Origin of the sequence: Rhizobium sp. UBA1881 (assembly GCF_002338015.1) — a bacterium.
Classification (GTDB): domain Bacteria; phylum Pseudomonadota; class Alphaproteobacteria; order Rhizobiales; family Rhizobiaceae; genus Rhizobium.
Genome location: NZ_DDHH01000013.1, coordinates 631 through 20,636, shown reverse-complemented (window position 1 = coordinate 20,636; position 20,006 = coordinate 631). Strand labels below are relative to the sequence as shown.

General features: G+C 61.8%; 20 protein-coding genes and 1 pseudogene. 14 read left to right on the top strand and 7 right to left on the bottom strand.

Annotation, left to right across the window (positions count from 1 at the left end; translation table 11 throughout):
• Positions 1-179 precede the first annotated feature (179 nt).
• Positions 180-614, top strand: a complete 435-nt coding sequence (locus B3605_RS01420) for a BA14K family protein (RefSeq protein ID WP_112945555.1) — start codon at positions 180-182, stop codon at positions 612-614.
• A gap of 90 nt (positions 615-704) precedes the next feature.
• Here the strand turns inward: B3605_RS01420 and B3605_RS01415 are convergent, their stop codons facing one another.
• Positions 705-1,355 carry an MBL fold metallo-hydrolase gene (locus tag B3605_RS01415; RefSeq protein WP_111562852.1) on the bottom strand — a complete coding sequence of 217 codons (651 nt, stop codon included), beginning with the start codon at positions 1,353-1,355 and terminating at the stop codon, positions 705-707.
• Positions 1,356-1,551: 196 nt separating this feature from the next.
• Between B3605_RS01415 and B3605_RS01410 the strand changes: the two genes are divergently transcribed.
• From B3605_RS01410 to B3605_RS01390, 5 genes are all read left to right on the top strand, one after another.
• Positions 1,552-2,163: a DUF1236 domain-containing protein gene (locus tag B3605_RS01410; protein ID WP_018897407.1), complete on the top strand. Its 612-nt coding sequence runs from the start codon at positions 1,552-1,554 to the stop codon at positions 2,161-2,163.
• A 323-nt stretch (positions 2,164-2,486) separates the two neighbouring features.
• The gene (locus B3605_RS01405; protein WP_026282797.1) at positions 2,487-2,996 is read left to right on the top strand and encodes a MarR family winged helix-turn-helix transcriptional regulator; all 510 of its coding nucleotides are present in this window, start codon (positions 2,487-2,489) and stop codon (positions 2,994-2,996) included.
• A complete protein-coding gene (locus B3605_RS01400; protein ID WP_018897404.1) occupies positions 2,997-3,698 on the top strand; it encodes a response regulator in 702 nt (233 codons plus the stop codon).
• Between the two features lie 26 nt (positions 3,699-3,724).
• Positions 3,725-5,101, top strand: a complete 1,377-nt coding sequence (locus tag B3605_RS01395) for a sensor histidine kinase (protein WP_112945554.1) — start codon at positions 3,725-3,727, stop codon at positions 5,099-5,101.
• Positions 5,102-5,108: 7 nt separating this feature from the next.
• Positions 5,109-5,690: a DUF1349 domain-containing protein gene (locus tag B3605_RS01390; RefSeq protein WP_112945553.1), complete on the top strand. Its 582-nt coding sequence runs from the start codon at positions 5,109-5,111 to the stop codon at positions 5,688-5,690.
• Positions 5,691-5,737: 47 nt separating this feature from the next.
• Here B3605_RS01390 and B3605_RS01385 read toward each other — a convergent pair whose 3' ends face one another.
• The 4 genes from B3605_RS01385 to B3605_RS01370 all read right to left on the bottom strand — a co-directional run bounded on the left by B3605_RS01385 (position 5,738) and on the right by B3605_RS01370 (position 8,187).
• Positions 5,738-6,079, bottom strand: a complete 342-nt coding sequence (locus tag B3605_RS01385; RefSeq protein ID WP_018897401.1) for a tRNA-binding protein — start codon at positions 6,077-6,079, stop codon at positions 5,738-5,740.
• Positions 6,080-6,196: 117 nt separating this feature from the next.
• Positions 6,197-7,018, bottom strand: a complete 822-nt coding sequence (gene proC / locus B3605_RS01380; RefSeq protein WP_112945552.1) for a pyrroline-5-carboxylate reductase — start codon at positions 7,016-7,018, stop codon at positions 6,197-6,199.
• Between the two features lies 1 nt (position 7,019).
• A complete protein-coding gene (locus B3605_RS01375) occupies positions 7,020-7,520 on the bottom strand; it encodes a YbjN domain-containing protein (protein WP_026282796.1) in 501 nt (166 codons plus the stop codon).
• 394 nt (positions 7,521-7,914) lie between these two features.
• Positions 7,915-8,187, bottom strand: coding sequence for an accessory factor UbiK family protein (locus tag B3605_RS01370; protein WP_047506065.1), 273 nt, complete (start codon positions 8,185-8,187; stop codon positions 7,915-7,917).
• Between the two features lie 193 nt (positions 8,188-8,380).
• Between B3605_RS01370 and lgt the strand changes: the two genes are divergently transcribed.
• The 7 genes from lgt (at position 8,381) to B3605_RS01335 (ending at position 15,013) form a co-directional block, all read left to right on the top strand.
• Positions 8,381-9,229: a prolipoprotein diacylglyceryl transferase gene (gene lgt / locus B3605_RS01365; protein ID WP_181459272.1), complete on the top strand. Its 849-nt coding sequence runs from the start codon at positions 8,381-8,383 to the stop codon at positions 9,227-9,229.
• A 23-nt stretch (positions 9,230-9,252) separates the two neighbouring features.
• Entirely contained in the window at positions 9,253-10,353 is a 1,101-nt protein-coding gene (locus B3605_RS01360) for a class I SAM-dependent methyltransferase (RefSeq protein ID WP_112945551.1), read from the top strand.
• 112 nt (positions 10,354-10,465) lie between these two features.
• The gene (gene pgeF, locus B3605_RS01355) at positions 10,466-11,260 is read left to right on the top strand and encodes a peptidoglycan editing factor PgeF (protein ID WP_296431785.1); all 795 of its coding nucleotides are present in this window, start codon (positions 10,466-10,468) and stop codon (positions 11,258-11,260) included.
• Between the two features lie 5 nt (positions 11,261-11,265).
• The gene (locus tag B3605_RS01350; RefSeq protein WP_112945549.1) at positions 11,266-12,417 is read left to right on the top strand and encodes a M24 family metallopeptidase; all 1,152 of its coding nucleotides are present in this window, start codon (positions 11,266-11,268) and stop codon (positions 12,415-12,417) included.
• A gap of 113 nt (positions 12,418-12,530) precedes the next feature.
• Positions 12,531-13,367 (top strand): hypothetical protein, encoded by an 837-nt coding sequence (locus tag B3605_RS01345; protein WP_112945548.1) that lies wholly within the window; start codon positions 12,531-12,533, stop codon positions 13,365-13,367.
• A 106-nt stretch (positions 13,368-13,473) separates the two neighbouring features.
• The gene (locus B3605_RS01340) at positions 13,474-14,406 is read left to right on the top strand and encodes a ribose-phosphate pyrophosphokinase (RefSeq protein WP_018897392.1); all 933 of its coding nucleotides are present in this window, start codon (positions 13,474-13,476) and stop codon (positions 14,404-14,406) included.
• Between the two features lie 88 nt (positions 14,407-14,494).
• Positions 14,495-15,013, top strand: coding sequence for a Kazal-type serine protease inhibitor family protein (locus B3605_RS01335; protein ID WP_296431780.1), 519 nt, complete (start codon positions 14,495-14,497; stop codon positions 15,011-15,013).
• A gap of 65 nt (positions 15,014-15,078) precedes the next feature.
• On the opposite strand, the gene B3605_RS01330 is transcribed toward B3605_RS01335, so the two are convergent.
• On the bottom strand, positions 15,079-16,530 hold the full coding sequence (locus B3605_RS01330) for a hypothetical protein (RefSeq protein WP_112941065.1): 1,452 nt from the start codon (positions 16,528-16,530) through the stop codon (positions 15,079-15,081).
• A gap of 82 nt (positions 16,531-16,612) precedes the next feature.
• Complete coding sequence (locus B3605_RS01325) at positions 16,613-19,393, bottom strand: bifunctional diguanylate cyclase/phosphodiesterase (RefSeq protein ID WP_112941066.1); 2,781 nt, start codon at positions 19,391-19,393, stop codon at positions 16,613-16,615.
• A 390-nt stretch (positions 19,394-19,783) separates the two neighbouring features.
• Here B3605_RS01325 and B3605_RS01320 point away from each other — a divergent pair.
• Positions 19,784-20,006, top strand: a pseudogene (locus B3605_RS01320) (50S ribosomal protein L25); the annotation flags it as partial.

Here is a 20,006-nt window from a genome sequence, read left to right as displayed (position 1 = left end):
GGCAAGGGCCCGAAGGCCGTCAACCTGCAGATCGACGGCTGATAGAGCCTACCTTTGCAATCGAGTTGAAGCCCGGCGGGCCGCCGGGTTTTATCGTTCAGCCTGCATTCAGCCGCCAGCCGTTAACTTGCCATCATCAAGGTGCAAAACCGGCCAAGAGTTTGAACAGGACAGAACACATGAATAGCCTTGCCAAGACACTTCTTCTGACGGCAACTGCGGCTGCCATCACATTCTCGTCGATCGGCGTCGCATCGGCTGACGACTGGCGCTATCGCCACCATCATAACAATGATGCATGGGTCGGCGGCGCTGTCGGTCTGGCAACAGGCTTGATCGTCGGCTCGGCGATCGCCAATGCGCCGCGCTACGACGAACCGCGCTACATCGACCCGCCCTACGCCTATGACGATGGTCCGGTCTACGCAGCACCTCCCCGCTATTACCGCCCGGCGCCCGTGCGCTACTACCAGCCGACTCCGGTTCGCGTCGGTGTCGAGCCGTGGACCCCGCAGTGGGAGCGCTACTGCTCTTACCGCTACCGTTCGTTCGATCCGCGCAGCGGCACCTTCATCGGCAACGACGGCCGCAGCCACTTCTGCGTCGCCAACTGATCGAACGCCGATCGTTCATGCCCGAAGCGCCGCTTTTCAGCGGCGCTTTTGTTTTGTGCGGACTTTGCCAGCTGTGATCCCCTGCCCGTATCAAAGCCCCTGCAGATAGGGATTGCCGCGGCGCTCGTCGCCGATCCGGCTGCCCGGCCCGTGGCCGCAGATAAAGCCGACCTCGTCGCCCAGCGGCAGCACCTTGTCGCGGATGGAATCGAGCAACTGCTGGTGGTTTCCGCCGGGAAGATCGGTGCGGCCGATCGAACCGTTGAACAGAACGTCCCCCAGATGCGCGAACTTCTGCGCCCGGTTGAAATAGATGACATGCCCCGGCGCGTGGCCCGGCGTGTGATAGACCTCGAACACATGCTCGCCGAAGGAGACGGTATCACCATCCTTCAGCCAGCGATCCGGTTCGACGTTCTGCATCTGGCCGGAAGGCAGCCCGTATTTCTCCGCCTGCGTCTCGATCCGCTGCAGCAGCGGCAGATCGTCCTCGTGCGGGCCGATGATATCGACGCCAAGCGCTTCCTTGAGCTCCTTGGCCCCGCCGGCGTGGTCGAGATGGCCGTGGGTCAGCCAGATCGCCTTGATCTTCAGCCCATTCTGCTCGATCCCCTGCAGGATGTTGGCGACATCTCCGCCCGGATCGATCACCACGCCTTCCTTCGTCGCTTCATCGAAAAAGATCGTGCAGTTCTGCTGAAACGCTGTCACCGGAATGATCCCGGCCTGGAGCATGCTCATGGGGTGCCTCGCTTTATGTCTTGCGCAGTTCGTCCGTCTCGATGTCGATATAGTCGCAAACGCCGGCACGTGCAGCCTCGATTTTGCCGAGCGCTCCGTCACGCCGCAACGACAAGTGTAATCTCCTGTGATCGCCCTTGGCGGAACCTCCCTTTGTTCCGGGCGTTACCAACCCGTCTATAAAAGGAGACCCACGATGACCATGAAGCGAAATCTTTTCCTGGCAGGCGCAATGGTTCTGGCGACCGCCGGCCTCGCCCGCGCGGAAATGGCCGCAACGGCCATCAACGATCTGACCATTCACGCCGGCCCCGGCGAGCAGTATCCCGCTGTCGGCGTTGCGACCCGCGGCTCCGAAACCATCCTCGACGGCTGCGTCGCCGGTAGCCAGTGGTGCCGTGTCGATGTCAACGGCATGCGCGGCTGGGTTTACGCCCAGTATCTGCAGATGGATCAGGACGGCAACCAGGTGATCGTCCAGCAGCACCAGTCCGATCTCGATATCCCCGTTGTGACCTATGAAACCACGGCAGCGACCGGCCCCGCCGAACCTGCTCCGGGCGACGAACTGCTCGGCCCGGTCGGCTCGGTAGAGACGATCGAACCGCCGCAGACGGTCACCACCTATATCGAGAGCAACCCTGGCCGCACGGTCGAGGTCGGCGGTGATGTCGTCGTCGGCGCGCAGGTGCCCGGCACCGTGACCTTCCAGGAAATCCCTGACTACCAGTACCGCTACGCGCGCATCAACGACCGTCCGGTACTGGTCGATCCGGGCACGCGTCGTATCGTCTACGTCTACAACTAAGACCTGAAATCATGGACAGCAAAGGCGGCCACCCGGCCGCCTTTTTCATGCGCGCTCGCCAGACGGCTGTGAACTCGCCGCAACGCTCGCGTCATGCCTGTTGATTGTTGCCGCAAATATGCCTCTTAATCCAATCACGCAGGGGAATTGCGTATCGCATGGGGAGTTTTGCGCGGGGCATCTCGGTTCTACTGACAACACCGATCTTCTTTGCACGCGCGAAAGCCGGAAACCGACAGACACTGGTACATATGTCATCATTGCTGACCTATGGTCCCGCGTGCTCCGGCCAAACGGCGCAGACTAGGAAAGGAAATGCCAAATTGGCACGACAGAGCAGCCCGAGAGCCGGCAGGCAGGAGCCCAAGCCGGAGCCTTTGACCAAGCCGTTGGAAAACACAGAAACCATCGACTTCGATATCATCGAGCTCCTGTTTTTCTCCTATCGGGACTTCGTCTCCGATCCTGATGCCATCCTGGCAAAGAGCGGCTTTGGACGTGCGCATCACCGCGTGGTGCATTTCGTTAACCGAAACCCCGGCATGACCGTTGCCGATCTCCTGGATACGTTGAAGATAACCAAACAGAGTCTCGCAAGGGTACTCAAACAGCTTATCGATTCGGGGTATATTCAACAAAAAGCGGGGCCTGAGGACCGACGCCAGCGCAAGCTCTATCCCACCGCCACTGGCCGGGATCTGGTGCTTGCACTCGCCGAGCCGCAATCGCGCCGTATTGAGAGAGCATTCGACGGGGCGTCTCCGGAGATAAGGGCTGGCGTCAAGGCCTTCCTGAGTGGCATGCAGAACAGACAAAACTCGAAAGCGGACTGAATGGCGGCGAAGATAGTGATTTCGGACGATGCGGCACACTTGCTCGTTGTGGATGACGACACGCGCATTCGCGCGCTGCTCAACCGCTATCTGAGCGAGAACGGCTTCCGTGTGACGGTTGCGGCCGACGGCGCCGAAGCACGCCGCAAGCTTGGCGGCCTCGATTTCGATCTGATCATCATGGACGTGATGATGCCCGGCGAATCCGGCATCGACGTCACCAAGGATCTGCGCATCATCAAGAACGTGCCGATCATCATGCTGACGGCGCTCGCCGAATCCGACAGCCGCATCGCCGGCCTCGAGGCCGGCGCCGACGATTATCTGCCCAAGCCCTTCGACCCGCGCGAGCTCGTGCTGCGCATCAACAACATCCTGCGCCGCAACGTCTCCGGCGATGCGCCGAAGATCGAACAGGTCATGTTCGGCCCCTACACATTCTCGCTGACCCGCCGCGAGCTCAAGAAGGCCGCGGAGATCGTTCGCCTGACCGACCGCGAACAGGAAATCATGCTGCTTTTCGCCAAGCGCGCCGGCGACACCATTCCCCGCCACGAACTGATCGGCAACGATGTCGATGTCGGCGAGCGCACGATCGACGTGCAGATCAACCGCCTGCGCCGCAAAATCGAGGACGACCCATCAAATCCGGTCTGGCTCCAGACGGTTCGTGGTATAGGATACCGCCTGAGCATCGATTGATGATCCGGGACCCGGAAAGGCTCTAGATGGTAACATTCGATTCCCTGCGACGCGAGGACCGCTCGCCGGTTTCCGGCTGGCGTTGGTTCACCCGCCTGCTGCGCCGCCAGCTGCCCAAGGGCCTTTACGTCCGCTCGCTGATCATCATCATCATGCCGATGGTGCTCCTGCAGTCCGTCGTCGCCGCAGTCTTCATGGAGCGGCACTGGCAGATGGTCACCCAGCGCCTGTCGATGGCCGTGACCGCCGATATCGCCGCGATCATCCAGATGATCGAGACCTACCCGCAGGATACGGACTACAGCGAGGCCACCCGCATCGCCCGCGACCAGCTCGGCCTGCAGATCTCGATCGAGCCCGATGGCGAGCTCCCCCCGCCCCGCATCAAACCGTTCTTCTCCATTCTCGATGGGATTCTGAGCGACGAAATCCGCGACCAGATCAAACGCCCCTTCTGGATCGACACGGTCGGCGATTCCAATCTCGTCGAAATCCGCGTAAAGCTAGACGGCAAGATCCTGCGCGTGCTCGCCAAGCGCAATCAGACCTACGCCTCCAACACCCATATCTTCATCGTCTGGATGGTCGGTGCGTCGCTGGTGCTGATCACCATTTCCATTCTGTTCTTGAGGGGCCAGATCCGCCCGATCCAGAAACTGGCGGCCGCCGCCGAAAGCTTCGGCAAGGGCCAGAAGGCCGAAAACTTCTACCCGCGCGGTGCTGATGAAGTCCGCCGCGCCGGCCTCGCCTTCATTCTCATGCGTGAGCGCATCGAGCGGCAAATGGAACAGCGAACGGCGATGCTGACCGGCGTCAGCCACGATCTACGCACCATCCTCACGCGCTTCAAGTTGCAGCTGGCGCTCGCCGGCGACAATCCCGACCTGCAAGGCATGAGCGACGACGTCAACGACATGCAGTCGATGCTCGAGGCCTATATGGCCTTTGCCCGCAGCGAGGTCGAGGAAGATGTCGGCGAGCTGAAGCTCAGCGAGTTGCTGTTGAAGCTGGAGCCGGACTTCGCCCTGCACAAGAAGACGCTCACTTATTCAATCGACGGCGACGACGATATCGTGGTCCGGCCGAACGCATTCACCCGCCTCGTCACCAACCTTGCTTCAAATGCGCGCCGCTATGCCAAGACCCTCAACATTGAGGCCAAGCACGGCGCTAAGTGGCTGACGATCGTGTTTGACGACGACGGCCCCGGCATCCCCGAACAGAACCGCGAGGACGTCTTCAAGCCGTTCTTCCGCCTCGATGAGGCGCGCAATCTCGATGCGTCGGGAACGGGGCTTGGCCTGGCGATCGCCCGCGACATCGCCCGCAGCCATGGCGGCAACGTCACGCTTGGCGACAGCCCGCTCGGCGGCCTGCGCGCCGTCATCCGCATCCCGGCCTGAGATCACGATGGCAATCGATTTGACGGACATGACTTGGCTCAACCCGCCGCCCTTCGCCGAGCAGCGGGACGACGGCCTGCACGTGCGCTCCGGCGAGAAGACCGATTTCTGGCAGGGAACCTATTACGGATTCCACCGCGACGATGGCCATTTCATCCATCGTCCACGCCACGGAGACTTCACCGCTGAGCTGACCTTTTCGGCGGACTACCAGGCGCTCTACGATCAGGCCGGCATCATGCTGCGTGCCGACGCGACGCACTGGATGAAATGCGGGATCGAATATACGGACGGCGCCCGCCACTTCAGCGTCGTCGTCACCAACGGCAATTCCGACTGGTCGGCATTTCGTATCGACCATGATTTCGCAAGGCTGTCGGTGCGGGTCACGCGCAATGGCGATGCGCTGTTCATCCAGTACAGGACCGACATGATGGCGGATTGGCGCATGGCGCGCCTCGCCTGGTTCGACCCGAAATTTACGGAACTGATGGTTGGCCCGGTCTTCTGCTCACCGCAACGCGCCGGCTTCGAAGCCACGTTCCACGACTTCAGCCTGTCGGAACCGATCTCGCGCGACATTCACTAGACCGTCGGCATTGAAACGCCGGGCACAAGGCCACGGCGCTCCACCAATCACATGATCTTCTTGCCGTTTGGCACCGGCTTGTCCGGCGCCGCAAGCACGATGGCGCCGGCCTCGTCCTCGAAGCCGAGCGTCAGAACCTCGGAGCGGAACGGCCCGATCTGCCGTGGCGGGAAATTGACCACGCACAGCACCTGCCGGCCGACGAGCGTCTCGAGCGTATAGTGCACGGTGATCTGAGCCGAGGACTTCTTGACGCCGATCTCCGGCCCGAAGTCGATCAAGAGCTTGAAGGCCGGCTTGCGCGCCTCGGGAAACGGATTGGCCTCGATAACGGTGCCGACACGAATGTCGACCCGCTCGAAATCGCCGTAGGTAATTTCTTCGGTCATGAAAATCAGCCTTATCTAGAGCATGTCGCGCAAAAGTGTGTGCGGTTTTGCGATAACGACATGCGGCAAAACAAAGACCTAAAGCGCAACTAGCGATCTGAAAGATCGCGACGCGCTTTAACCCGCCAGCTCCTCGGCGCGCTTGCGAGCGGCCGAAAGCGCCTTGTCGAACAGCGGCTGCATCGCATCGTCAGCCATCAGCACAGAAAGCGCCGCCGCCGTCGTGCCGCCTGGAGACGTCACGTTCTGGCGAAGCTTCGATGCGTCGTCGGGGGACTGGTGCAAGAGTTCACCAGCCCCCGCGACAGTTTCCCGTGCAAGCCGCATGGCAAGGTCCGCCTGCAGGCCAAGTTTTCGGCCTGCTTCTGCCATGCACTCCACGAGATAGAACACATACGCAGGACCACTGCCCGAAAGGGCTGTAACGGCATCGATATCGGATTCGGAAGGCACCCACTCCACAGGTCCGGAGACCCTGAGCAGCGCATGCACCTGATCGCGCTGGTTCTGACCAACACGGGCATTGGCGAAGGCGCCGGTGACGCCACGGCCGACCATGGCCGGCGTGTTCGGCATGGCGCGAACCATCGCCGCTTCGCCGAGATGGGATTCGAGAAAGCCGAGCGTCTTGCCCGCCGCGACCGAAACCACGACCGTATCGTCGCCGACCGCGCTCTTCACGGATGGGAGCACGGCGTCCATCACCTGCGGCTTCACCGCCAGAAACAGCACGCCGGCCTTCAGTTCGGCGGGAAGCGCCGTCACATGCCTGGCGCCCGCCTCGTTGATCGTTGCCATCATCTGGGCCGAGGGGCCGGGATCGACGACGACGACGGAGGCACCGGGCACACCATTCTTCAGCCAGCCGGAGAGCATCGCGCCCCCCATGTTGCCGGCACCGACAAGAACGATTGGACCCGAGGACGACAGACCGGACATGTTACGCTTCACCCACGGTTTCGAACAACACGGCTTCCATGGCGCGGTTGGCGTCCATGCCGGACCAGATCACGAACTGGAACGCCTGATAATAGGTCTCGCAGGTATCGAGCGCGCTGGCGAGCAGCACTTCGACCTGACGGTTCGTCGGCTCCGCGCCGCCGGCAAGCAGCAGCGATTGACGGAAGATGATCACATCCTCCTGGCGCCAGACGTCGAAGTGACCCATCAGCACCTGGCCGTTGATACCGGCCAGAAGCTTCGTCACTTCATTCATGCGTTGTTCGGGGATCTTGATGTCGAAGGCGCAGCCGAGATGCAGCGCCTCGAATTCCTCCATCCAGGAAAAGGAGACGTGATAATCCGTCCACTTGCCCTCGACCGTCATCGCGATTTCGTCGTCACCCGACCGCTCGAAAGCCCAGTCGTTGTGGGCGGCGACGTACTCGATCATATCGACCGGGTTCGATTGACGCTCGACTTCCAATTCCATGAGGCTCATGCAGCACCTTCTTGACCGGAGTGAATGCGTAACGACTTCGTCCAACGAGACACAAGCGAACACACGCAACTAACCCGGAAACCACCAACCCAGATGACCGTTGAACCGCTACCAGACTTACGCAGTGAACCTGCCCGGAGCTTACCAACTGCTTCGAATCATCATTTAAAATCAGTGTATAACGCACCCGGTGGTGTGCCAGCCCCCTGAGGGCCGTTTTAGGGAACGCCACTGTGGAAAGGTGTTGGGAATTGGATTCAGAAGGAGGGTATAAACGACTCTGCCCATTGGCTTTTTTGGCAGTGTCCACAGGTGGATAAACACACCCGCTTTTTTAGCCGAAGCAGCGGTGTGTCTCTCAAAGGCCACACCGCGCTCTGTCCCCAAACGGGATTTACTTGCCCTTGGCGGCAGGCTTGGATTCGAGCTTCGCCTCGAGCGCGGCGATGCGCGCCAGAAGCGCATCGTTCTCATCGCGCGCCTTGATCGCCATCTCGCGAACGACCTCGAACTCTTCCCGCTTGACCACGTCCATGCTGTTCAGCCAGCGCTCGGCCTGCGCGTTGAACATCGTCTCGACTTCCTTGCGCACGCCCTGGGCGGCACCTGCGGCATCTGTCATCAGCTTTGCGAACTCGTCCATGATGCGGTTTGCGCCTGTCGTCATGGCGGTTTACTCCCTTTGAAATAATGGCTTCCGGCCGCTCTCGGCCCTCAGGAATGAGGTAGGGCTTCGCCGTTAAGGATGCAAGCGCTTTGCACTGGATAAGCGGTCGCACTTATCTCGCATCACTAACAATCAACTTGACCCGCTGTTATGGCAAGGCCATCTTCCGCCCACATCAACGGATGGGATTACCTTGCAGACAGCTGCCGACCTTATGGCCATCATGCCGTTCCCCAATATCGACCCGATCGCCTTTGCAATCGGGCCCGTGGCCATTCACTGGTACGGCCTGGCCTATGTCGCCGGCATCATGATCGGCTGGTACTACGCGCGCCTCATCGCCGCAAACGACAGCCTCTGGCCCGGCAATGTCTCGCCGATCACCAAGGCGCAGCTCGACGATTTCGTCGTCTGGGTAGCGCTCGGCGTCGTCCTTGGCGGCCGCATCGGCTATATCCTGTTCTACGACATGCCTGCGATTATCGAGAGCCCGATCCGCGCCATCCAGATCTGGAACGGCGGCATGTCCTTCCATGGCGGCCTGACCGGCACGACGATCGCCATGATCATCTTCGCCAAGCGCAACAAGATCCCGCTCTGGAACCTCTTCGACATCGTCGCAGCCGTCGTTCCCGTCGGCCTGTTCTTCGGCCGCATCGCCAATTTCATCAATGGCGAACTCTGGGGCCGGTTGACAGACGTGCCGTGGGCCGTGGTCTTCCCGACCGGCGGCCCTTTCGCGCGCCATCCCAGCCAGCTTTATGAAGCGGGCCTCGAAGGCATCGTTCTGGTTCTCGTGCTCGCCGCCCTCATCTACGGCATGAAGGCGCTGAAAACCCCAGGCTTCGTCGCCGGCGTCTTCGTCTGCGGCTATGCGCTGTCGCGCATCTTCGTCGAGTTCTTCCGTGAACCTGACGCACAACTCGGCTACCTTCTCGGCACCAACTGGCTGACGATGGGCATGGTCCTGTCGTCGCCGATGATCCTGCTGGGCCTCTGGGCCATGATCCGCGCCCGTCGTCAGGCTGCCCTGCAGTCCTGATCGCGGTACCGGAGGAGGAGAACATGACCACCGCACTCGGTGAGAAGATCAAGGCGATCATTCAGGCGAACGGTCCGATCAGCGTCACCGATTACTTTTCGCTGTGCCTCGCCGATCCCGAATACGGATATTATAAGACCAAGGAACCCTTCGGCAGCTCCGGCGATTTCGTCACTGCGCCCGAGGTCAGCCAGCTCTTCGGCGAGATGATCGGCGTCTTCATCGTCCATGCATGGCAGCGCCACGGCACGCCCTCGGATGTGAAGCTGGTCGAGATCGGCCCCGGACGCGGCACGATGATGTCGGACATGCTGCGTGTCATCGAGCGCCTCGCGCCGCCGCTCTTCGAAACGATGACCGTCCACCTCGTCGAAACCAGCCCGCGCCTGCGCGAGGTGCAGGCCGAGACGCTCGCCGCCCATCAGGGCAGGATCAGCTGGCACGACGGCTTCGACGAGATCCCGCCGGGCCTCACCCTGATCGCCGCCAACGAACTCTTCGACGCCATCCCCATCCGCCAGTTCGTCAAGACCGCGACCGGCTTTCGCGAGCGCATGGTCGGCCTCGACGTCGATGACGAACTGTCCTTCGGAACCGGCGTCGCCGGCATCGACCCGCAGCTGCTCCCCGAGCAGGCCGCGACCGTGCCTCTCGGCACCCTCTTCGAGATCGCCCCCGCCCGTGAATCCGTCATGGTCGCCATCGCCGATCGGCTGAAGGCCTTTGGCGGCACAGCGCTGGCGCTCGACTACGGCCATCTGATCACCGGCTTCGGCGATACGCTGCAGGCGGTGCGCATGCACGAATTCGACCCGCCGCTCGCCCACCCCGGCGAAGCGGACCTGACCAGTCACGTCGATTTCCAGGCGCTCGGCGAGACTGCGGTGGCAGCCGGGCTCCACGTCAACGGCCAACTGCACCAGGGCGATTTCCTGGTGGGCCTCGGCATCCTCGAACGCGCCGCCGCCCTCGGCCGTGACCGCGAACCCCGCACCCAGCAGATCATCCAGGCCGCCGTCGACCGCCTGGCCGGCGAAGGCGAGGGAAAGATGGGGGAACTCTTCAAGGTGATGGCCGTTTCCCATCCCGCCATCGATCTGATGCCGTTCCGCTCCGTGGATTGACAGGGCGCGCGCGGCGGGGTCAACATCGCCGCAATCGACAGCGCTTCGTCCGGCACACCGTCTGGGCGAAGCCGAAACAAATCTTGGGCCGAAACAAATCTTGGAACGACCGATGACACATGCGCCCTCCCTGGAACCGATCCAAAGCGCGCTGCTGAACGAAGCGACGGGCGACACAATCCAGCACGGCTATTTCACCCGGCAGGGCGGTGTCTCCGACGGCATCTATCGCGGCCTCAATGTCGGCCTCGGCTCTAACGATGAGCGCGCCAAGGTCGAGGAAAACCGCAGACGCGTCGCCGACTGGTTCGACCTGCCGGTCGAGCGTTTGGCAACCGTGCATCAGGTGCATTCGCCCGACGTCGTGGTGGTCGACGCCTCCTATGACGGCACCCGCCAGCCGGCCGACGCGCTGGTAACCGCAACACCCGGCATCGCGCTTGGCGTGCTCGCCGCCGATTGCGGCCCGATCCTCTTCGCCGATCCGGAAAACAGGGTGGTCGGTGCAGCCCATGCCGGCTGGAAAGGCGCCTTCACCGGCGTGCTCGAAAACACCATCGACGCCATGATCAAGCTCGGCGCCAAGCGCGAGGCAATCGTCGCCTGCCTGGGCCCATCGATCAGCAAGGTGAGCTACGAGGTCGGTCCCGAATTCGTCGAGCGCTTCGTCAACGAAAACGGCGATTACCAGCGCTACTTCACCCCGTCGGAAAAGCCCGGCCATTCGATGTTCGACCTCCCGTCCTTCACCATCGATCGGCTGCGTGCCGCCGGCGTCAAGGCAGAAAGCCTCGGCGTCTGCACCTACCCCGACAGCGAACGCTTCTTTTCCTACCGACGAACGACACACAGCCAGGAACCGGACTACGGCCGACAGATTTCGGCGATTGCCATAAGGGAGATGTGACCGGTATGGGCCTACACTTCGAAACCTCCGAATTCGCCGATCGCCTTGCGCGGCTGACGCAGCAGATGCAGGAGGAGAAGCTCGACGCCCTCCTCCTCTTCGCCCAGGAAAGCATGTACTGGCTGACGGGTTACGACACCTTCGGCTACTGCTTCTTCCAGACGCTGGTCGTCAAGGCCGACGGCACCATGGCGCTTCTCACCCGTTCGGCCGATCTGCGCCAGGCGCGGCAGACGTCGATCATCGAAAACATTCATATCTGGGTCGATCGCGTCAACGCCGACCCGACGGTCGATCTCAAGAACCTCCTGGTCGAGATGGACCTCCTTGGCGCCCGCATCGGCGTCGAATACGACACCCATGGCATGACCGGCCGCATCGCAAGGCTTCTCGACACGCAGCTGATGGCCTTCGGCCAGATTTCCGACGCGTCCTACCTCGTCAGCCGCCTGCGCCTGATCAAGAGCCCGACGGAGATCGCCTATGTCGAGCGCGCGGCAGCCCTTGCCGACGACGCGCTGGACGCAGCCCTTTCGCTGACGAAGGCAGGCGCCGATGAGGCCGCGATCCTGGCTGCCATGCAGGGCGCGGTCTTTGCCGGTGGCGGCGATTATCCCGCCAACGAATTCATCATCGGCTCCGGCGCCGACGCCCTGCTCTGCCGCTACAAGGCCGGTCGCCGCAGGCTCGACGCCAACGACCAGCTGACGCTGGAATGGGCCGGCGCCTACGCGCATTACCACGCCGCAATGATGCGCACGATCGTCATCGGCGAACCGAGCTATCGCCACCGCGAGCTCTACAATGCCTGCCTTGAAAACATCCAGGCCATCGAAACGGTGCTGAAGCCGGGACACACCTTCGGCGATGTCTTTGACGTCCACTCGAAGATCATGGAGGAGCGCGGCCTCTCGCGTCACCGCCTGAACGCCTGCGGCTACTCGCTCGGCGCCCGCTTCTCGCCTTCGTGGATGGAGCACCAGATGTTCCACGTCGGCAATCCACAGCCGATCGAACCCGGCATGTCGCTCTTCGTCCACATGATCATCATGGATTCCGACAGCGGCACGGCCATGAGCCTCGGCCAGACCTACCTCACGACGGCCGACGAGCCGAAGGCGTTGTCGCGCCACCCGCTCGACTTCATCAACCTCTGAGTGACCACCCTTTAGAATCGACAATTGACATTGCAGTGCCCCGACCGTCATAAAGTTGGCCGGGGCATATGCCGCGTGGCGACACGCGCACGAAAAGAAGGATGACACGAGGGATGACGCGACTTGCGACAGCGCCCACGCTCATCGCCTGCCTTGCCCTGCTTTCCGCCTGCAACACCACGGATGCCCTGACGCCCCTCGTCGACATCGGCGATACCTCGGGCAGCATCCGCTCGACGCCGGTCACTCAGGGCGAGGTCGAGCGCATGGCCGGCACGCCGCGCCGCGCCCAGGCTTTTGCGTCTTCGCCGCGCGAGGGCGGCTACCACCCCGCCTATGTCGAGCAGGACACCACATCAGGCCCCATATCCGGTCGCGGCGCTCCGCCGACGACGATGCAGGCGCAGGCCTATGCGCTCGACGGCCAGACCGAACAATCGCCAAGAGCCTCCGCCGCCATCCGCAGCCAGCCTCTTTCCGAGCCGGTATCCAACGCGCAGGCCGAAGAGCAGGACATTGCCGACGCGGAAGCCAAGGAAAAGGCAGCCGAGCCGAAGCGTACGGCGATGCTGGCGCCATCAGGCGCTTCGACCGTCCGCTTCCTGCCAATCATCGGCGCTCCGGTGCAGGCCGTGACGCCCCTGTCGCGGCAGCTCGGCGCCGAGGCCCGCTCGCACGGCCTCTCCATCAAGAGCTCCAACGACAACAGCACCGCCTTCATCCTCAAGGGTTACCTCTCGGCCTTTTCCGACAGCGGCAAGGTCACGGTGGTCTATGTTTGGGATGTGCTCGACAACAGCGGCGCCCGGCTGCACCGCATCCAGGGACAGGAGAGCGTTCCCTCGCAGGCGCAGGATCCCTGGGCCGTGGTTCCGGCCTCCGTCATGCAGCAGATTGCGTCCAAGACGATCACCGAGTTTTCCTCGTGGCGGGACGCCCGTGGCGGTTAAGCCACAAGCTTTTTGGAAATATCAAGGCGCAAGTCGCGTTTACCCTTGCATTCGGAAACAAGCTGGCTAAAAAGCGCGGCTATCAGCAGGCAACAGGCGGACCAAGATGAAGGTTTTCGCAGGCAATTCGAACCGGCACCTCGCCGAAGAGATCTGCAACTATCTTAAAGTGCCCTTGGGCAGAGCAACGGTCCGAAGATTTGCCGACCAGGAAATCTTCGTGGAAGTCCAGGAAAACGTACGCGGCGAGGATGTCTTCCTCGTCCAGTCTACGTCCTTCCCGACGAACGACCACCTGATGGAATTGCTCATCATGATCGATGCGATGCGCCGCTCGTCGGCTCGCCGCATCACCGCGGTCCTCCCCTACTTCGGCTACGCACGCCAGGACCGTCGCGCTTCGGGCCGCACGCCGATCTCGGCCAAGCTCGTCGCCAACCTGATCACCGAAGCCGGTGCCGATCGCGTCCTGACGCTCGATCTCCACGCCGGCCAGATTCAGGGCTTCTTCGATATCCCGACCGACAACCTCTATGCCGTGCCGATCCTGACGCGTGACATCAAGGCCAATTACGACATCTCCAACGTCATGGTCGTTTCGCCTGACGTCGGCGGCGTCGTGCGCGCTCGCGCGCTCGCCAAGCGTCTCGACTGTCTTCTGTCGATCGTGGACAAGCGCCGCGATCGCCCGGGTGAATCCGAAGTCATGAACATCATCGGCGACGTCACCGGCAAGGACTGCCTGCTGATCGACGATATCGTCGATTCCGGCGGCACGCTCTGCAACGCGGCCGACGCGCTGCTCGCCAAGGGCGCTGCAAGCGTTACCGCCTACATCACCCACGGCGTTCTGTCGGGTGGCGCGGTCACCCGCATCACCAATTCGAAGCTGCGCGAACTCGTCATCACCGACTCCATCCAGCCGACCACGGCTGTCCAGTCGGCGCACAATATCCGCGTGCTGACCACTGCAACGCTGATCGGCGAAGCCATCAACCGCACCAGCCAGGAAGAATCCGTCTCCAGCCTCTTCGACTGAGCCGGACAAGCCTTTCTCTCCGCCCTTCCTCCCCCGCGCCAATTCGGCTAGGATTATCAACGATATCCAGCCGACGGGAGGAAGAGGCATGGCGATAATACTGAAATCCCCGATCAGATTGGCGATGCTGGTCATCCTTCCAGCCCTCTCCGCCTGCACGGCGGACATGGGTCCCGGCTATGGACCAGGCCCAGGTTACGGACCCGGACCGGGCCCGGTTCGCCCCGCGCCCCCACCACGCCCCCGCCCGCCGCAACAGCAGCCACAAATGTGCACCATGGAATACGCGCCTGTCTGTGGCGAACGTGGCGGACGCACGCAGACCTTCGGTAATGCCTGCCAAGCCAATAGCAGCGGCTTCAGGATCGTGGGTCGTGGCGAGTGCCGCGCCGGGCCGCCGATAACGCCGGGACCTGGCCCTCGCCCGCCCCGCCCACGGCCTCCGCATGAAGAACCGATGCCGCCACAGCGGCCCGGCGGCATCTGCACGCGCGAATACCGCCCCGTTTGCGGCGAACGCGGCAGACAGATCAGAACATTTTCGAATTCATGCGAGGCAGGCAATGCGGGCTTCCGCATCGTCGGTCAGGGCGAATGCAGCCGCTGATTATGCTGGCTCTCTAACGAGCAGCAGGTTTCCGGCCACGAACGCGGCCGGAAACGACTTGGGGCTCAGTTCGCGCCCTTGATGACCTGGCCGTTGACCGTGATCGAACCATCGCGTGCGACGTTGACGTCCCAGCGCTGACGACCATCGGGATCGGTCTTGCCGAAGCCCTTGACCATCATCAGGCCGAAGGAAACCTGGTTGAGGTCGGGATTGCTCTTGGCCAGTTCCTGGATGGCGGTGATCGTCTTGTCGAAGTCGCGTGCGACGATCGACGCGTTCAACGAATAGGCAGTGGTCGACTCCGGAATGCCGCGAACCTCACCCGAGATCTCGGCGTCATAGACGCTGGAGCGCGCCGAAATCTTCGGGAAGGCAACGACGAACTCGCCATTGGTCAGGAGCTTCTCGAAAGCCTTATCGCTCTCCGCCTTGCTCTTCTTGTCATCGGCAAAATCGACCTTCATCAGCTCGTCGCCGACAGCCGCGATGTTGAGTTCCGGAAAGGCGAACTGCATGTCCACCTCTTCGGGAACGAAGGGCGCATACATCTCGGGCAGCAATGCGCTGTTGAAGCTGATCTGCTTGGCAGCCATACCGACGTCGAACCGCATCGCATCGCTCGGACCGCTCATGCCGATCGTGTAATCGACGCTGTCGGCGCCACCGTTGCCGGCAACGCTCGACACGCTGACCTTGTTCATGGTCACCGTCTCGTTGAGGCTCGACATCAGCGGGAACGACTTGCGCACCAGCTCCTTGATCTCTTCGCTCTCGGCGCGCTTGAGCTTCTTCTCATCGGCGTGTTCGATGATGAAGGCGAGGATCGCGCGGAAATCATTGATGGAAACGCCGTTCACGGCAGCCGCGAAATCCACCGAGTCGGCGCGGATTTCAACCGGCGGCACGTCCTTGCCGCTGATCTTCTCGACAAAGCCGTTCATCGTGCCGCTGCCGGCGAAATTGGTGCGCCCCTGCATCTCGCCGTCCGACGAGGTCATCTTGTAAGTCGACGATCCGGTCTCGACGCTCACCTCTTCCTTCTCTGTCTTCGACGAGAAGCGGAGTGCCTTGCTGGAGAAGTCACCGGACTTCAGATAGCTGATCGCCGGATCGAAGACGCCGTTCGAAATCAGCGAATCGATGACATAGGTGAATTCGGTGTTCGGCTGGCCAGGCGCCTTGAAGGTACCTGTGACGTCGAGCGAGTTGTTGCCCTCGATCGTCCACAGGCCGCTCTCTTCAGGCGTCGCGAAGATCGACCACGGGTTCAGGCCCTTGACGGAGAAATTCTTCGGGTCGGCCTTCTTCAGCAGCGCCGCGAAGTCATAAATGATCTCGTAGCGTGTGCCGGCCGGGTTGACGGTCACGAAGCCCTTCGCTGCGTCCTTAGGCAGGAGCTTGGAAAGGTTGGCCTCGATTTCCTTGGCGCCCTTCTGGTTGATATCGACAGCCTGAGACGTCGAAACCAAACCGAGAAGAACGACAGCCGTCGCCGTTAGGGTCTTGAGTTGCATGCTGAATTTCTCCCGTACGATTTGAGGTCGCATGTGACGGCTAGGCCCCCGCCCTGTCAACCCGGCAGTTGCATGCGCGGTCTCAGGCGGCGATCTTGCGCGGACGCATCGGCATCGGCCGGCCGAGCAGATAGCCCTGCGCCTCGTCGCAGCCTTCGTTGAGCAATATCCCGAGCTGAACATCCGTCTCGACACCTTCCGCGAGTACGGGAATGTTGAGGCTTTGCCCGAGCGCCAGGATAGCGCGGATGATCGCCTTGGCCTGTTCGCTGGTCTCGACCTCGTTCATGAAGCTGCGGTCGAGTTTGATCTTGTCGAACGGGAAGGAGCGCAGCGTTTCCAGCGACGAATAGCCCGTACCGAAATCGTCGATGGCGATCGATACGCCGAGATTCTTGACCTGACGCAGCGTCAGCAGCGCGCGGTCCTTGTCGACGATGATCGACGACTCGGTGATCTCGAGTTCCAGGCGCCATGGCTCGAGCCCGGTCTCGAACAGGACCGCGTGAACGAGATGCGCGATATCCTGGTGACCGATCTGGACGGGCGACAGATTGACGGCGATCTTGTGCTTGTCGGCCCAGCCGGCGGCCTCCTTGCAGGCTTCGCGCAGCACCCATTCGCCGATCGGAACGATCGCGCCGCATTCCTCGGCAACCGAGATGAACTCGCCCGGCGGTACGTTGCCCCGCGTCGGGTGGTTCCAGCGCAGCAGCACCTCGTAGCCGGTGATGTCGCCACTCGATACCGATTTCTGCACCTGGTAGTGCAGGTGCAACTCGTTGCGTTCGATGGCCAGCCACAAGTCGCTCGCCATCTTGCGGCGGTCGCGGGCTGCCTCGTCCATTGCCACTTCATAGAAGCAGATGCGCTCGGAAAGAGTCGCCTTTGCGCGGTACATGGCAAGATCGGCATTGGCGAGCAGCATTTCGCCGGTCGAGCCGTCTTGCGGATAGATAGCGACGCCGATGCTGGCGTCGGGGTTGATGTCGAAGCCGTCGACCTTGAATTCGGTCGTCAGGCTTACCTCCAGCCGCTCCACGAAATCATGCAGATCGGCGATATCGGAAAACTGCTTCAAAGCCGCAAATTCATCGCCGCCGAACCGGGCGACGAATTCGTCTTCACCGAGAAGCGCGCTCATGCGGTCGGACAAGGTGACCAGCACCTGGTCGCCGGCGTGATGGCCGCGCTGATCGTTGATCTCCTTGAACTTGTCGAGATCGATGCCGATGACGGCAACCTTCGTCCCGGCACGCTTGGCGACCGCCAGATCCTGCAACAGGCGCTCGGAAAACTCCGAACGGTTGGGCAATCCGGTCAATGCGTCGTGACGCGCCATGAAAGCGATCTTCTCTTCCGAGAGCAGTCGTTCCGTGATGTCTTCATAGGTGGCGACCCAGCCGCCATCGAGAAGCATGTTCAGGTTCAGCTGGATCGACCGGCCTTCCGCCGCCTTGTGCACGATCGAACGCTCGCCCGATCTCAGCGCACGCATCAGCTTGTCGTAGTGCTCGGACGCGCGCTTGGCCACAACCTCGGGATCCGAGAAATGGATTTCGTAGCCGATCGTGATGATCTCCTTGTAGGTCATGCCGGGGCGGATCGCACCCCGCTCGAATTCGAAGATGTCGCTGTAGCGGCAGTTGGCAAGCACGAGGCGCTCCTCGGCATCGAACAGGCAGATGCCCTGCGAGACGTTCTCAAGCGCGAGATCGAGATTGCGCGAGACCTCCTTGAGGCGGTCGCGGTCGGCCTTCTGCTCGGTCACGTCCTTGGTGATCTTCGCGTAACCGGCGATTTCGCCGTCTGCACCCCAGATGGGATCGATCACGACGTGCGCCCAGAACGACGTTCCATCCTTGCGGAACCGCCTGCCCTCTTGCTCGAACTTCCCCTCGGTGCGTGCCCTCAAAAGCGCACGCTGCGGCAAGCCGGCCGCGCGTTCCTCTTCGGAGTAGAACCGCGCGAAGTCCTCGCCGATGATTTCGTCGGCTGTGTATCCCTTTGCTCGCTCCGCACCCGCATTCCAGTTGGCGACCCGGCCATCCTTGTCGAGCATGTAGATCGCGTAGTCGGTCACGCCCTGCACGAGCATCTCGAAACGCGCCTCGCTCTCCTTCGTCGAGCTCTCCGCCCGCATCGCGAACAGGGCCGCGGCGAAGCCGGACGCAATCATCGACAACGAGACCGACAGCAGCGTGACGACCATGAAGCCGGTGGACATCGTCTCGCTTGGATCGATCGCCGGTCCCGGACCTGGCACGATCGTCAGTGCCGCCATGGCAGTGAAGTGCATGGCCACGATCGCGGCGCAGACGGTCGCGGCCGGCACAAGCAGCTTGCGCGCGTCAGCCTTGATATCGGGAAGCAGATAGAAGCCGATGGACGAGATGACCACCGCGCAAGCCATAGAGGCAAGGACCAGCGACTGGTCCCACAGCATGCTGCCGGGAAACTGCACGGCCATCATGCCGAGGAAATGCATGGATGTAACGCCGACGCCAAACAACACGCCCGCGAAACCCCGCCGCACCCTGCTCTCCGCGCCAGCCGCAAACGCCACCGCCGCGAGCGTCGCGACAACGACGAGCACCAGCGACGTCAATGTCTCCGACGTGTCGTAACCGACGACCACGCCGCTGTCATAAGCCAGCATCGCCACGAAATGCGTTGCCCATATGCCGAAGCCGCCGGCGGCACCGCCCATCAGGAGCCAGATCAGGCGCGCGACCTTGACGGTACTCCGCGCTCTTTGCAGCAGCGTCAGCGCGGCGAGGCTCGATAGGAAGCACAGGCATCCGGCCAAAACGACCAGCCTGAGATCGTGCATGTAGGCAATGCAGTTAAAAACGGTAAACATGAGATATCCGGACCAATTTGCCGTTTCGCTTTCATATGCGGCCGCTTAAGAAACCAATAATTCCGGCACCCCAAGAATTCTTGACGATTGCTAATCGCAACTGTCATTAATGCTCCGTCAACGACGGTTGATCTTGGGTTTTGATTGGCGCGCGGCGCGGATGCTTAAGTTGCATCAGCCTATGCTAAAGAACAGATGCGCGGCGTCGCTGCATCTGCACTCCTCTTGCGCGCCGCAACTCTTGCCATTCCGCCGCAACTAGACTATAGCGCACGCGTCCGCACAGACACCCTTGGAGGCAATGCGGATGAGGATGGGGAAACCCGCCTCCAGTTCAGCGACAGGTGATGCCTGCGCCGAGCTCTCCAAATAACCTCGGAAGGAAAAGTCATGAGCCACGAAAGCTACGAGCTCAAGGCCGAGGCGCGCGAACGGGTTGGTAAGGGGTCCGCCCGTGAACTTCGCCGCAATGGTCTCATCCCGGCTGTCATCTATGGTGACAAGCAGGCCCCAATTTCGATCTCCCTCAGCACCAATGAGGTAACGAAGCGCATCCACGCTGGCGGTTTCATGACCACCATCGCTACGATCGACGTCGACGGCAAGAAGTACA